This is a genomic window from Streptomyces sp. NPDC005402, from assembly GCF_040606575.1.
GTDB lineage: Bacteria > Actinomycetota > Actinomycetes > Streptomycetales > Streptomycetaceae > Streptomyces.
In genome coordinates this window covers 1-13,447 of record NZ_JBEXFB010000061.1, presented here as the reverse complement: position 1 = coordinate 13,447, position 13,447 = coordinate 1, and the positions used below count along the sequence as shown (strand labels likewise).

At 65.8% G+C, this 13,447-nt stretch carries 12 protein-coding genes and 3 pseudogenes; 4 read left to right on the top strand and 11 right to left on the bottom strand.

All coding sequences use genetic code 11. The annotated features are described in order from the left end of the window. The first annotated feature begins 91 nt into the window (after positions 1-91). Positions 92-571 (top strand): hypothetical protein, encoded by a 480-nt coding sequence (locus tag ABZT02_RS45695; RefSeq protein WP_356029310.1) that lies wholly within the window; start codon positions 92-94, stop codon positions 569-571. A 17-nt stretch (positions 572-588) separates the two neighbouring features. Here the strand turns inward: ABZT02_RS45695 and ABZT02_RS45690 are convergent, their stop codons facing one another. The 4 genes from ABZT02_RS45690 to ABZT02_RS45675 all read right to left on the bottom strand — a co-directional run bounded on the left by ABZT02_RS45690 (position 589) and on the right by ABZT02_RS45675 (position 3,630). Beyond that, on the bottom strand, positions 589-1,050 hold the full coding sequence (locus tag ABZT02_RS45690; protein WP_356029308.1) for a hypothetical protein: 462 nt from the start codon (positions 1,048-1,050) through the stop codon (positions 589-591). Between the two features lie 735 nt (positions 1,051-1,785). After that, a complete protein-coding gene (locus ABZT02_RS45685) occupies positions 1,786-2,433 on the bottom strand; it encodes an NPCBM/NEW2 domain-containing protein (RefSeq protein ID WP_356029305.1) in 648 nt (215 codons plus the stop codon). A 25-nt stretch (positions 2,434-2,458) separates the two neighbouring features. Further along, positions 2,459-2,971 carry a DUF4282 domain-containing protein gene (locus tag ABZT02_RS45680; RefSeq protein ID WP_356029303.1) on the bottom strand — a complete coding sequence of 171 codons (513 nt, stop codon included), beginning with the start codon at positions 2,969-2,971 and terminating at the stop codon, positions 2,459-2,461. 152 nt (positions 2,972-3,123) lie between these two features. Then, complete coding sequence (locus ABZT02_RS45675; RefSeq protein ID WP_356029300.1) at positions 3,124-3,630, bottom strand: hypothetical protein; 507 nt, start codon at positions 3,628-3,630, stop codon at positions 3,124-3,126. Positions 3,631-4,217: 587 nt separating this feature from the next. On the opposite strand from ABZT02_RS45675, the gene ABZT02_RS45670 reads away from it, so the two are divergent. After that, a complete protein-coding gene (locus ABZT02_RS45670) occupies positions 4,218-5,237 on the top strand; it encodes a kelch repeat-containing protein (protein WP_356029313.1) in 1,020 nt (339 codons plus the stop codon). A 171-nt stretch (positions 5,238-5,408) separates the two neighbouring features. Here the strand turns inward: ABZT02_RS45670 and ABZT02_RS45665 are convergent. The 6 genes and pseudogenes from ABZT02_RS45665 to ABZT02_RS45640 form a co-directional block, all read right to left on the bottom strand. Beyond that, positions 5,409-5,662 (bottom strand): annotated as a pseudogene (locus tag ABZT02_RS45665) (transposase); the annotation flags it as partial. Between the two features lie 7 nt (positions 5,663-5,669). Beyond that, on the bottom strand, positions 5,670-6,455 hold the full coding sequence (locus ABZT02_RS45660; RefSeq protein WP_356029298.1) for a hypothetical protein: 786 nt from the start codon (positions 6,453-6,455) through the stop codon (positions 5,670-5,672). A 60-nt stretch (positions 6,456-6,515) separates the two neighbouring features. Continuing rightward, a complete protein-coding gene (locus tag ABZT02_RS45655) occupies positions 6,516-7,736 on the bottom strand; it encodes a hypothetical protein (protein WP_356029295.1) in 1,221 nt (406 codons plus the stop codon). Between the two features lie 189 nt (positions 7,737-7,925). After that, positions 7,926-8,612 carry a hypothetical protein gene (locus tag ABZT02_RS45650; protein ID WP_356029293.1) on the bottom strand — a complete coding sequence of 229 codons (687 nt, stop codon included), beginning with the start codon at positions 8,610-8,612 and terminating at the stop codon, positions 7,926-7,928. A gap of 274 nt (positions 8,613-8,886) precedes the next feature. Continuing rightward, positions 8,887-9,222, bottom strand: a complete 336-nt coding sequence (locus ABZT02_RS45645) for a hypothetical protein (protein ID WP_356029290.1) — start codon at positions 9,220-9,222, stop codon at positions 8,887-8,889. A 37-nt stretch (positions 9,223-9,259) separates the two neighbouring features. Further along, positions 9,260-10,270 (bottom strand): hypothetical protein, encoded by a 1,011-nt coding sequence (locus tag ABZT02_RS45640; RefSeq protein ID WP_356029288.1) that lies wholly within the window; start codon positions 10,268-10,270, stop codon positions 9,260-9,262. 91 nt (positions 10,271-10,361) lie between these two features. Here ABZT02_RS45640 and ABZT02_RS45635 point away from each other — a divergent pair, with 91 nt between their 5' ends. Further along, on the top strand, positions 10,362-10,700 hold the full coding sequence (locus ABZT02_RS45635; protein WP_356029285.1) for a DUF6233 domain-containing protein: 339 nt from the start codon (positions 10,362-10,364) through the stop codon (positions 10,698-10,700). A gap of 265 nt (positions 10,701-10,965) precedes the next feature. Here ABZT02_RS45635 and ABZT02_RS45630 read toward each other — a convergent pair. Then, a pseudogene (locus ABZT02_RS45630) lies at positions 10,966-12,422 on the bottom strand (NF041680 family putative transposase). Between the two features lie 184 nt (positions 12,423-12,606). Here ABZT02_RS45630 and ABZT02_RS45625 point away from each other — a divergent pair. Continuing rightward, a pseudogene (locus ABZT02_RS45625) lies at positions 12,607-13,355 on the top strand (IS5 family transposase); the annotation flags it as partial. Between the last annotated feature and the right edge of the window lie 92 nt (positions 13,356-13,447).

Sequence of the window (13,447 nt, the reverse complement as noted above, 5' to 3'; positions counted from 1 at the left end):
CGCCGATGCACGCACCAGCCCTCACGAAGGGTTATGGTGGGAACCCCCCCTCGGGGGGGGGGGGGGGGCGCCCCCCCCCCCGCCCCGGCGTTTGTGCCGCAACCCCCCCCCCCCCCCCCGCTGGTCGCTGCTGGCCACCCTCGTCTACGGCCCCGGCGGCCCCCGCACCATCTCCCCGAACTCGGCGGCCTCCCGCCGACGCCGCACGATCGCCCAGGCCGCCGTTGGCTCAGGCCAGTACCAGGTCCTGGCAGGGCAGGCCCGCGCCGCCGACCTGCCTCGCCCCACACCGCTGTTCACCGTCGTACGACGCGCCGACGGCACCGAAGGCCCGTGGCGCACTCAGCTGACCGACCGCGACCTCGGCGAGGAACTGCGGGCCCTGAAAGGCGCCGTGTACTGCTTCGTGGCGGCGCTGTCGATGATGCGCGATTCCGAAGTCCAGGAGATCCGCCGCGGAGCCCTCACACACCACTACGGCTCACCCGCAGTGCGCTCGCACAAGCTGAAGAGCAGCCTGGGCCCGTCGAAGAGAAGTGGTGGATCATCCAGCCTGTCGCCACCGCCCTGACCGTCCTCGAACGCCTCTCACAGCACGCCACCCACCTGTTCACCTCCCGGGCCACACCCGGCACCTCGGGCCTCGGCCGGGGAACGGGCCGACGTGGCATCAGTACCCCGTACGTCATCGACACCTTCATCGCCCATATCAACGCGCACCGCCACACCACCGGCCTCGACGCCATCCCCGACGCGCGGGTCCGGCCGCACCAGTTCTGCAAGACCATGTCCGTCATCTGCGCTCAGGAACCCGACGGCGAGATCGCGCTCGGCATCCAGCACGCCGCCCGCCGCATCCTGGCCAATCCCACCACCCACTCCTACGCCGCCCCCGGCGGCGCCTGGATGCGCGAGTTCGACGACCGGCTCGCCATCGCCGCAGCCGCCAAACTCACCGGGCTGCTGACCAGCCGCACCACCGGTGCCACCGTCGCCGTCGGACCCGCAGCCACCCGTCTGCACGCTGGCCTCGACCGCGCCGCCGCCCAACTCCCCGCCATCTGCACTTCGGCACCCTCAACCACTGCCTGTGGCAGCCGGAATGGGCCGAATGCACCAAGCACCTCCTGGACAGCGAGGGCAGTGCGCCGCTCATCGGGGCCTGCCAGCCGGCCCGCTGCCGCAACTCCGCCGTCACCGCCGACCATGCCCCCACCTGGCTGGCCGAACAACACGACCTCACTCAGCAGCTACGCGACCGCCGCGTTCCACCCGCCCGCCGAGCCGCCCTTCAAGCCCGCCTCGACGACGTCGAGACCATCACCACAGCCCTCACTCAGGAGCTGTAAATGGCCGTCTCCCCAGCATTCGAAGCCAAACTCCGCGCCGCCATGACCCGGCTCCTGGCTGGACAGCCCCAGCACACTGACGGCGCCCTGACCAAGGAAAACCTCGCCCGCGAAGCGGCGTAAGCCACGCCACCGTCCACCGCGCCACGAATATCCTCGCCGAATGGAACGTCCACGTCCCATATCCCATCCGCCGCACGCCCACTGAGAGAATCCGCGACGACGCCATCTCCACACTGAGAGCCCAACTCGCCCAGGACCGCGAGCAAGCACGCAAACTCCAAGGCCAGCTCGGCGCCTTGGCCACTGTCACGGCGAATGTATACGCCGAGAACCTCATGCTGCGAAGGTGCCGGCGCCCTCACGGGCCCGGTGGAGCCACCGACGACGCCAACGCCTTGCAGGACCAGGCTCGCTCGTGGCTGGGAGGTATAAATCATGACTGAAGGCGAGCATCACCCCATGAACCGTAGTAACTACTTCCGGCATCTTGGCCGGAATAGGTTACAGTCACATTCAGCCGTAGAGCGTTACTCACATCCAGGTCGACCTTTTGCGACTTTCCGAGCGGAATCGTCTGGCTATATTCCTGCTTGCCGTCTACGGACACCTCGAAGGTCAGCTTTCCCCCAGTCGGAGAATCATCACGCAGCCCGGCGGTAGCAGAAAATCTGCCCCAGTGCCGGCCCAGGTTGTATTCGGCACTATTGACAGGGCCCGCAGCGTTGACGATCAGTGTCACGCTCTGGGCGAATCCTTCCCCATTTATCTCGACTGTACTGGTGTCCACGCCTTGCGTTGATTTCAGTGGGTCGAGATCGCTCAGGTATTGGGTTTGTGATGTAGAGCCTGTAGGTGCGGACGGTTTCGGCGAGGAGGGCTCACTCGTCGTCACTGTCACGGTAGGAGGCGTTTTGGTGATGGTGCGCGTAGGCTGGGAATTTCCGGAATCGCCGCCTCCGCAGGCGGTAGCGCTCGCTAGTACGGCAATCGCTGCAAAGCCCACGGCTGTTATGCGGAGCCGCTTCGCGTGCCCGTTCCTTGGCCTATATGTTGCCCCCGTGGAGCAGGATCCGTCACTCATTGCCGGATCGGCTGGCAGATTCGGGTCATGGCACCTCTTGTTCCAGGTCTCTTTGTTCCCTGACAGCATGCAGGTCAGCCCCAATCCGAAAGATCACCATTGTAAGTTCGAGAGCAATCCTGCATACCAGGAGCCACAGCAATGCGACGATGGGGCCGAAGATGAGTACCAACACCCCACCCCCTGGCGACACGCTGAACCCCAGAACGATGTAGAAGATCCAGACGAGGCCAATGATGATGGCCATTACCACGTATACGAATTTGACCACTTTAGGTGTTACGAAATCGGTGAAGCCGAAATCAAACAAATCGGCGAAAAATCCCTTACTTCGCGACGGCGGAGCGCCGGGCGGGGGCGGTGTGGGGGAAAAGTTTGGTGGCGGGCTGGAATGAGCGGAAGACTGGCCTGGAGGTGTTCCGAAGCTGGCTGTCGTATCATCTACGGTTTGAGCGAGCCGGTGACCGCACTCTGAGCAGAAGACGTCGGTCGGTGCTGTTGAAGCACCACAGTTGGGGCAACGGGCTGCTTCAGGCATTGTCTAACACTCCCTGTCGACCGGCTGAACCAAGGGTGTCCGAGCGGCCTTCGGTTGGAGTTACTCCTATTGCATGGGACGGCTTGCGAAGAAGATCAAACCTTGAGAAATGGCATCACTCGGGTCCAGGCGGCGGATAACTCGAATCTTGATCATTGAGGGTGAATATCGGCCGCAATGATGACGCTGTCGCGTACGGTGTATGTGCCGGCGAAGTATCGGTGCGAGCCGTCCTCTTGTGTGGCGTCGAGCTCAACCTCCACGGTCTCGTCCACTACAGAAACGATCGTCACTGAGTCATGGGCTGTGCCTTCGAAACCCTGCACGAAGGACGAATATGATCCGCCTTGGATGTTCTTCCCCCCGAGTTCCCAGGCGCGCTTGTAGTCACCGGCGTTAATGGCGTCGAAGTATTCTTCCACCGTGCTTTCTGGGCCTTCTGCGGTTGGTGACGACTCGGTGGTGGGGCTGTTGGGCGTCGGCGAAATACTGGAAGGTTGTTCGGTGGGCTGAGGCGATGACATCTCACTGGTGGTCGGCGAAGGATAAGCCGACGTTGGCACCGGACTTATCCGCTGACTGGAATCTGAGCCGGTCCACTGGGTGATGCCGAGGTAGGTCCCGCCGCCGATGAGCAGAGCAAGGAGAACAGCCGCCATAAGGATGAGCAGGCGTCGGTTGGGTCGACGAGTTGGGGGCGTCGTCACTACGGACGGCCCATCCTCGCGGGGAGTCTTTTGGGCGCGCTCCTCGTCGGCGGCACTCTGGTCGGTGGAAGGCAGAGGCGCACCACAGACATTGCAGTATGGGGCGGGCTTGACCTCGTGACCATGAGGGCAGGTAACGCCCATGGGCGCACCGCATATGACACAGAACCTCGACGTCTCTTTCCCTAGCGGAGGCGTGTGCCCGTTCGGGCAGTGGAGTTGCGACTGATTCATGATCGGCAGCCCCCAGCCTGATCAAAGGCTCCCTCGTTCCATGCTGCGTCACCAACGTCACTTCCGCACCTGGGGACAGGCTCCGGCTTGGTGGAACGCCGGGTCTCGCATCACTCGAATGGAGTACGGCAAGTTGCTCCTGCCTGACATATTTTTAGAAGCTGGAAAGGTCGCTCTTATCCAACTTCGGTCAGAGGATCGGCATCACAAGCGGAACGGGCGAAGTTTTCCGTATGTGGGACAGGTGGTGACAGGGAATGCGGCGAGGCGGGTTGTTCGCCAAGAGGCGCAAAAGATTGATTCTGATGCTGGGCGCGCTACTCCTTGTGCCCTCCTGCGGCGGCGGCTCAGCACGGCCCGAAAGGCTGGCAGGCTTCGCCATCCCGGCATGCCTAAGAACAATTCAGCCGCCTGACGGTGAGCCCAGAAACTTTTGGGATTCCGTCGCACCCTCTATCACCAAACGCTACTTGGCGACAACTGCGACCGGCTGCGACGGAAAGATATACCTAGTTGGAGGATTGGTGCCAAGGTCAGACTTTGATGAATCCGGTGATGCTGACCAGACTGGGGCGCTGGAAATTTATGATCCCGGCGCAAATGCATGGTCGCCCGCACCGGCCATGCCCACACCTCGTTCCGAACTCGGCGCGGTTACGGGACGAGATGGACGCATTTACGCTATTGGTGGAGGCGTTGGAGACCAGTTCGCCCCATCAGATGCAGTCGAGGTCTATTCTCCTGATTCGAATACATGGGAAGCGGCCGCACCGTTACCTATCGCGATGGACGAGGTAAACGCCACGGTGGATCGAAATGGAAACATGTACGCTATCAATGAGGGCACCATGGCAATCTATAACGCAAAGGATGGGACGTGGAGTTTGGGTCCCCCCATGCCGACGCCGCGGGACCGGATGACGGTGGCTGCCGGCAGTGATGGAAAGATCTATGCTATAGGCGGTTTTGGTGGCACGGGCGAAGAGCATGGCCCCGTAGATGCGGTTGAGGCGTATTCGCCTAGTACGGGCGGCTGGGAGAAGCGAAAGCGATTGCCGATTTCCTTGGGAGAGACGGCTGGCGTAGTTTCCTTCGACGGCAAAATTTATGTCTTTGGAGGGCAAACGGGTGTCAACTGGGATTGGAGCTCAGCTGCCTATGCCTACACACCGGAGAAGGATTCTTGGGAGAAAATTCCTAGTATGCCGGTGGATCGACATGAGCACTCTGCAGCAATTGGGCCAGACGGGCGGATGTACGTAATCGATGGTGATGCGGCCGGAGACGTCACCAACCGCGTAGACGTCTTTACGCCAGGCGGCTGACATGGAGGGGTCTCTACAGAAGGGATCCAGCTGGACAGGGGTTGCCATGCAGTCACGCTCAATATGAAGCGAGAAGGTCAGCGCCTGACGTCTGACCAACCTCGCTGCCATCCGATAAACTGGCACTGCCGCTGAACTAGAACGTAACGATCGTGCCGACCCGGAGACCGGGTGGAATCTGACCCACACCCTGGCCTGGCTCTACTGGCGAAGCGCCGGTAAACCGTGGGCCAGGCCGACCCCAATATCGGTGGCAGTTGCCGCCACGTGCACCCCAAGGTGGCCACGAAGATTGCCAGGGTCTCGCGGTCACCCGCCCGTCGCCGGCCGCCGCCCTGCGGGCGCTTCACCTCCGTCGGCGGCACCACCCACCGGAACAGCATCCATAACTCGTCCGGTACCAACCGCTCAACCAGATCCGTCATGAACGGCTCAACGAACGATCACACTAAAGGAAACGAAGTCATGCATGGTAGGTGCGTCGGCAGGTTCGGCCGCGTAGCAGCAGATAGGCGTGTGCGTGACTTGCGAGCCAAGCGTGACACCGTACCATCGCCATATGCGCACAAAGAGGAACTGCTTTGCAGTTCGACCCAGAAAACGCCGATTGCCTGCAATTGTGTTGATGAGTGCCCTCCTATGTGCTACCGGTGCCTGCAGCAGTTCGAACGGGACACCCAATAATGCCGGCCCGTCACTAGCAACTGGCTTCAGCGACCTAGTTGCCCCATACGTCGGCGCCTGGGTCAATGACAACACCGCAACGGGAGGAATCAAGCGAATTTTGATTGACCACGCTCCAAACATCCATGTCTTCGGCGCCTGCGCCGTCGAGGAGTGCGACTGGGACGTCCGGATTGCTGAGTTGACCGGCCGCGACCTAAAGGTGGCTTTCGTGCCGTGGGGGTTGGCCAGGGTGGCGGGGAAGAGCTTGAGCTTGTCGGCCGGGGTGTCGGGGAAGCGGGCGCGTTGTTGCCGCTTGATGATGAGCGCGGCGGTCGCGACGGGGATCGGTAGCCGGCGAGCGTGCCGAAGATTCTTGGTGTTGTCGTAGACAAGGACGGGGCTGCCGTCGCTTTCCCGGTCGAGGCACTGCCATGGCAGTTTGCAGATCTCGTTGGGGCGCCTGCCGGTGTCGATGATCAGCTCGACGGCTGTACGAACGTCTGGGGAGCTGAGGGCCTCAAGGGCGTCGAGGTTGGTGCAGAGCTGCCGCATGACTTCCGCAGGCAGGTCACGGCCGGCTTCGGAGTCTTCGGGGTCGTCGGGGATGTCCTCCTAGCGCAGGGCGAAGTCGTCCGCCAGGCCGCGCAGGGGCTGGCCGGGCTTGGTCAGGCCCAGGGTCCTCAGCCGGGTCAGCACGCGTCTGGTGTCGCGGACGGTCATGTACTGCGTGCAGTCGGAGATGTCGCCGCGTTGGTTGAGGAAACTCAGCCGGCCGAGGAAGACAGTGATGTCGGTGCGGCCGAGCACGGGCAGGTCGACGCCGTGGTCGTCCCGGCTCAGGTACAGGCTCGTGGAGAAGCGGCTCAGGGACTTCAGGGTGCGTTGGACGGTGGTTTTGCCGCTCTTTCCGCGGCGTCGGGGGATGTCGTCGAGGGCCCAGGCCTTGGCCCCTTCCCTCAGCCAGGGCTGGGTGATCCCGGTGAAGGAGAAGGTGCCGCCGAGGCCGAAGACACTCGCGTCCCAGACGTCCTTGTGGCGTTCGGTCTCCGGGCTCAGCCCGAAGCGGCGGATGTGCTTGAGGAAGCCGCTGGCCTGGGTCCTGTCGTGGCGGGTGAGACCGTCCAGGTCGAGTTCGTCGAGTGAAGTGACCTGCTGGGCACGGGCGTTGTTGGACAGATTGCGCAGCAGGTAGTCCTTGTGCCGGAGTCCCTGGGTGATCCGTTCCTGGAGGCCGTAGAGGATCTCGGCGACCACACGGTCGGGCAGCCCGCGCAGGCTGACCTTGCGGGACTCTGCGATGGCCGGGGTGGTCAGCCGCCAAAGATCCTCGTCCTCCAAGGCGCCTGCTTGGCGGAGGTCACGGCATTGGTCGGCGTGGGGCATGCAGTACCCGCCCCCGGTCTCGCCTTGCCGGTCACAGGCAGCGACCTGGCAAGGCCCCAGGGCGGGCAGCGGCTGTACTTCGGGGTGAGCGAGGAAGTCCTCCAGCGGGAGCCCGTGGGCCTTGCGCCTCTGGTAGTCATGCGACGAGCACAGGAGTGTCGCGCGTCTGCCCGGCCGCTCGCAGTGCGCGACCTGGCAAGGGAAGAACCCGACCATCCGGCCTGGTCGCCTGATGGTGACGAACTTGTCGAAGGGCAGGCCGCTCTTCTTCCACCGCTCGGTGCAACCGGTGCACATTCCCTTCTGGTGGGCGAAGTAGGACATCTTGTCGCAGCCGGCCACCAGGCAATCCTCGCCGCTGAACTGCGGGTGCGAGCGAGGCAGCACCAGAACCCGGACGTGAGGATCCCAGCTGAGCAGATGCAGGAACTCCGGTTGGACAGCGCCCATGAGCCCTGTTGCGACTGTGTCTTCCCCTGCTCCGTGTCGGGGCGTTGCGACCGCCAGGTTCACCGGGTCTCCCCCTCAGTCAGGCGAGGCGAGGGCACACGCTCAACCGCCGCGCGCAGGCGAGCTCGGTCCGGATGGAGGTAGGGACGGGGTGAGGCCGGGTGCTTCTAACCGAGCAGGGCCTGAACTTCATCCAGCGAGCCGCCGGCATCGGCGACGTTGCTGGCCATGGCATGCCGGCCCAACCTGGCGGCCCAGCCCCGCCCGTTCCGACAGCGACTCGCACAGCTCTCCGATCGCGCCGGTGGTCACCGGCGAACCGTAGGGCGGGCGGAAGAGGTTGACCAGCAAGAAGGCGCTCCCGCCCTCCCCGAGGATCTCGTAACGCTCCACCGCATACTGGTCGGCGGCCTGCACCACCAGGAAGTCCACCGGCATCACCCACGACTTCCTCGACTTCGACCAGGCGCCATTCACGTTCTGCCGCCGGATCACGTGCAGATGGGCCCCCTCGACATCGCACCCCAGCGAGCGCGAATCCATCAGCAGGTGGACATCACAGCGGTGCAGCCCCGCGACCTGTCCCGGACGCAACCCCACCCGGGACAGCAGCAGCACGATCAACCTGTCCCGGGCTGACCGACAGGCCCGCAGCATCGCCATGACTTCCTCGTCAGTAGCCCGGTCCACTTCTGCCTCCGGCTCCTGCAGCCGGTGACGAGCCCGCAGCCGATACCGCATCCCACCGCTCTCGCCCTGCGCCTCCACGGGCAGGTCACGGTCATCCCCCAGCTCGTAGAGCTGCTCAAGAACCCAGGCCGGCGCGGCCTTGTTGACCACCGCGTGAAGCAGGAACATCCGTACCGCGGTCAGCACCTTGTTGATGCGCGCGTCCCCACGGACCGGCGTTCCTCCCGGCCCCGGGACCACGGTCCGGGGCTGGCCACCGTTAGGTGTCGGTCCGGGGGTCGATCGTCACCTGCACGTCGCTGTCGGCCGTCTTGGAGTCGGCGTCGTCCTCCCGTAGCCGGGAGGGCCCCCAGCCGTCTGCGGCGGAAGTCGTCCGCGGCGGCCCGCACGTCCCGCGCGCCCTCCCACTCCTCCCGGTACTCCACGTCCGGCAGCCGACGGAAGCGCACCAATTTTTCTGCTACGTCGGCACCCGTTCCGGGGCCGCGACCGGGGTACGCAGCGCGGTGACCACGGTGTAGAGCAGCACGTTGTAGGAGTTCAGGCCGGTCAGGGCGTAGTACCGGCCCTGTCGTTCCTCCCAGTCGAGCCGGATCCCGCCGCGGCCGCTGGTGCGGGAGACGTCCCAAGCCAAGGTGATGTAGGTGGTCAGGCCGCGCTCCAAGCCGTGGTGGCTGACCCGGACGGTGCCCGGCGGGATACCGCGAGCGGTGAGGGCGTCGTCGACGGCTTGGACGTAGGGCCAGTGCGGCATCCCCTGGGGTGCGCCGCGCGGTCCTGGCGGGTCAAGCAGCACGGATCTACCTCCAGCGGGAGCAAGTCGGGAGTGGCAGCTATGAGGCGCGGCGGAAGACGGCGGCGGGGCCGATCACCTTCGGGCCGAACTTGTCGCGCACCCGGTCGATGGCGCCTTCCGCGGCGAGGCGCGCCTCGCGGGCGTCATCGAGGGAGAGCTGGCGGGCAGCCTCGCCGGCGTCGATAAGGTCCTCACCCTTCAGCACGAGAGCGGTCAGGCGGCCTCGCTGCAGAGCGGCGGCATCCATCAGCTGGTAGGCGAGTTGGCGCAGGTCGTCGTCGTGGCCGGAGGGCGCGGCCAGACGGCGGGTCTTCTCCCAGCTGCTGTTGCCTGCGAACGTGAGTGTCAGGGTGAGGGCGCGGGCCACCTGGCCGCGGCCGCGCAGCCGGGTCCCGAGCTGGACGACCAGTTGGAGGAGGGCGGCGCGCACTTCGGCGCCGTCCAGGGTGTGTTGGTCGAAGTGGTAGCGCACGCTCGCGGTCGCGGGCAGGGCGCGGGGGATGACGCGGCGCGGGTCGATGCCGCGGGCCCGGTCGGCGGCCAGGCGGCCGGCCTTCCCGCCCAGCAGGCGGCGCTGGATGGTGGCGGGCGGGACCGTGGCCAGCAGGCCCACGCAGTGGATGCCGTAGTCCAGCAGCACCGCCGCCTGGCGCGGGCCGATGCCGTGCAAGGCTTCGACCGGCAGCGGCCCCAGCCACCTGGCGACCTGCTCGGGGGTGACGGCCAGGACGCCGCCGGGTTGGGGCACCTGAGCGGAGGCGGTGGCCGCGATCGTGATCGACGGCCCGATGCCTACCCGTACATCGACTCCCAGCCGCGACAGGGTGCGGATGCGCAGCACCTCGCCCAGCCGGCCCGCGTCCACGCCGTAGTACGGCAGAGCACCCTTCAGCTCCACCAGGGCCGCGGTGGGCGGCAGCGCCTGCACCACCGGGGACAGCTCGGACAGCTGCTCCAGGACCTGCCGGTAGACGTCCTCCGGCAGCCGGTCCGGGCAGCGCACATGCATCACTGTCGCCGCACCGGGCGTCCGCTGGTCCGCTTCCATGGCGCACCCACCTCCTCTGTCCCCACGTTATCGAACTAGAATTCGAACACGCGAGGGTGGAGCCCCGCGCGCGACAGGAACGAGATGTGCCGTGTTCGACGATCTGCCTCCTGACCTGGAGCGTCTCCTTACGCTCCGGGTGTGGCACGTCATGTGGCTGCAGCGGATCGACACCAAGATCGCCGCCGTGCGGCAGCGAGAAGCCGAGCAGGAACACGGCCGCCGGCGCAGCCCGCCCGTCCAGGACTGGATCGTCGAACTCGGCATCGGCGTCGGCCGGCCGCCCACCCAGGTCCACGCCCGCGACTGCTACGCCGCGGGCAAACGGCGACGCCCAGTCGACCGTGATGAAGCGCGCCGCCTGCTCGTCTCCGGACTGCCCGCCTGCACCCACTGCCGCCCCGACCAGCACCTTGGCATCATTGAGTAGCGGCCGTACGGGTGTACGCGGATGCCGCGGGTCCCGTGCAATGCACGATGCGGCCCCATTTGGTACCACTCTGAAAGGGTGGCACAGCCCAATTGAAAGGTCGCTGCATGGCATCCGATTCGCGCGAATCATGAGTCGTGATTTGGGCCGGGCGCTAGGGTAGAACTACCAACGCATCCATGGGTGCGTAAGGGTGGGGTCGCAACGCTGAGGCGAGACCGGCTCCACGGACAAGGAAGGGGCCCCTCCAGCCCTAGCTTGATCTTTAACCTGTGCGGCGTGGTCGTGGGGTAGTTGACTTCTTCGTTCGCTGTTTCGCGGGTTGCGTTTTGCGGGGTGTGTGCACGTCGTGGCGGGGTGTGGGCCGGGTGTTCTTTCTGCCTGGGGGTCGTCCTGGGCCGGGCGGGAGGGTTTCGGTGCTTGTGCCGGGCAGCCGACCTTGGGGCGGATGTGCCGGAAGTCGCGGCGGACTCGGGCGGGGGTGAGCCTGTCCGGCGGGGTGGGTCTCTCCCAGGGCCGACGCAGGTCGGCCGCCAGCGGTCGGGCGAGCCTCAGTTGGGTGTAGGCGGCGAGGATGAGCCAGGTCCATCGATCGGCTGCCTCGGGGGTGCGGATCTTTGGAGAGGTCCAGCCGAGGGTCTGTTTGAACAGGCGGAAGGTGTGCTCGATGTCGAAACGTCGCAGGTAGGCCTGCCAGAGACGGTCGGCGTCTGCCGCAGTGGCGTCGGTGCCCGACCACCACAGCCAGACCGGCTTCGGTGTTGCTCCGCTGGGCAGGTGGTCGATGTCCAGGCGGATCACCGTCCCTTCGACAATGGGGAGAGTGCCGTCGGCGGCTGCCCAGGAAGAGCGGTGAGTCAGCTTGGGGTGCAGCCGGTCCCAGGAGCGGGCCCTGGCCGTGCCGTAGAGACGCGTGTCGGTCACCGTTTCGGTGTCCGGAGTGCCCCAGGTGTCGGGCTGCCCGAAGACGAACTCGCCTCCGTGCCGGGGCGGTCGGCCCTGGGTGTGCGGCAGCCGGGGTGGGACAGCCCGACGCAGGACGCGGTCGGATCGCATCCTGGCCAGCACCTGGACCGGCAGGTCCCCCAGGAGGAAGCCGAGGCGAGGTGCGTCGTATCCGGCGTCCGCGACGATGAGGATGTCCGGGTCGCCCGCCTGCCACTGCCCCGCTGTGATCAGCCGCAGCAGTAGATCGCGCAGCTGCCGGGCGGTGACGGTGGCGGTGTCGTCCCCGGGCGCCAGACGCTGTGCGTCCAGGGGTGCGGTCCAGGAGCTGCGGCCCGGCTCGAGTGCGCAGATGACCGAGTAGGGCCAGCCGGGGACCGGGATGTGCTGGTCCTTGCCCCGTCCGTAGGTGTGGCACAAGATCCGCTGCGGTGAGGTGTGGGCGTCGGGCCTCAGCCAGCAGGTGACATCGATGGCCAGGACCAGCCGGCCGTCGGCGGCCCGCGGCAGTGGCACTTCGGCCAGGGCCCGCCGCAGCCGGCCGGCATCGATGCGTCCACGGGCGACACCCGCGTAGAGCCCACCATGACCGCGGCGGTGTTCGCCCACCAGCGACAGCTCGGCCAGCGACCTCACCGGCCCGCCGCCGCACAGAACGGCATCAGCCAGCTCGAACAACGCGTCCGAACGGGCGGTCAGGCAGGAATAGAACTCGCCCCGGAAGCATGACAGTTGTGCCAATGCCTCCGACCGGGCGTCGTGATGCAGCAGACTCATCCTCGAGGCCTTCGTGCTGGACGTGTGTGTTCCTTGGTCGGAGCACATGTTCAGCCGAAGGCCGCTTCCACGTACGCCAGTTACCGAACCGAGTGATCAAGTTCGACCCGTCATTCGACGACGGACGTTAAAGATCAAGCTAGGGCGTGTCTTCAAATGATCTTGAGTGGTGGATCATGGTCGGGTGATACGTCGCCATGAACTGTCCGATGTCGAGTGGGAGTTCGTCGGACCGCTGCTGCCGGTGTCCCTGCGGGGCCGGAAACGGCTGGACGACCGCAAGGTGCTCAACGGGATCGTGTGGAAGTTCCGCACCGGGACGGCCTGGCGGGACGTGCCCGAGCGGTACGGCCCGTGGGCCACACTGCACACCCGATTTCGCCGGTGGGCGCTGGCCGGCACCTTCGAACGCATGCTCCGGGCCGCCCAGGCGCACGCCGACGCGGCTGGAGACATCGACTGGCTGGTGTCGGTGGACTCCACCATTGTCCGCGCCCACCAGCACGCCGCCGGGGCCCGAAAAGAGGGGCCCGCTCTCCCGGACTCGGACGCTCCCGAGGCGGCCTGACCAGCAAAATCCACCTGGCCTGCGACAGCGTCGGCCGCCCGCTCGCTTTCACGCTCACGGGCGGTAACACCAACGACTGCACCCAGTTCACCGCCGTGATGGAAGCGATACGGGTGCCCCGCATCGGACCCGGACGGCCCCGCACCCGACCTGCCCACGTGCTGGGCGACAAGGGATACAGCTCCCGGGCCATCCGCACCTGGCTGCGACGGCACAACATCGGCAACACCATCCCCGAGCGTGCTGACCAGGTCCGCAACCGGCTCCGACGCGGCAGCCGAGGAGGACGCCCACCGGCCTTCGACAAGCGGCTCTACAAGCGTCGCAACGCAGTGGAACGGTGCTTCAACCGCCTGAAACAGTGGGACTGCTGCATGATCGGGTGACAGCGGGGTTTATGCAGCCAGAGCTGCGGGTGGGGTCATGATGGTCTCGTACTCGACGGGGGTCAATCGGC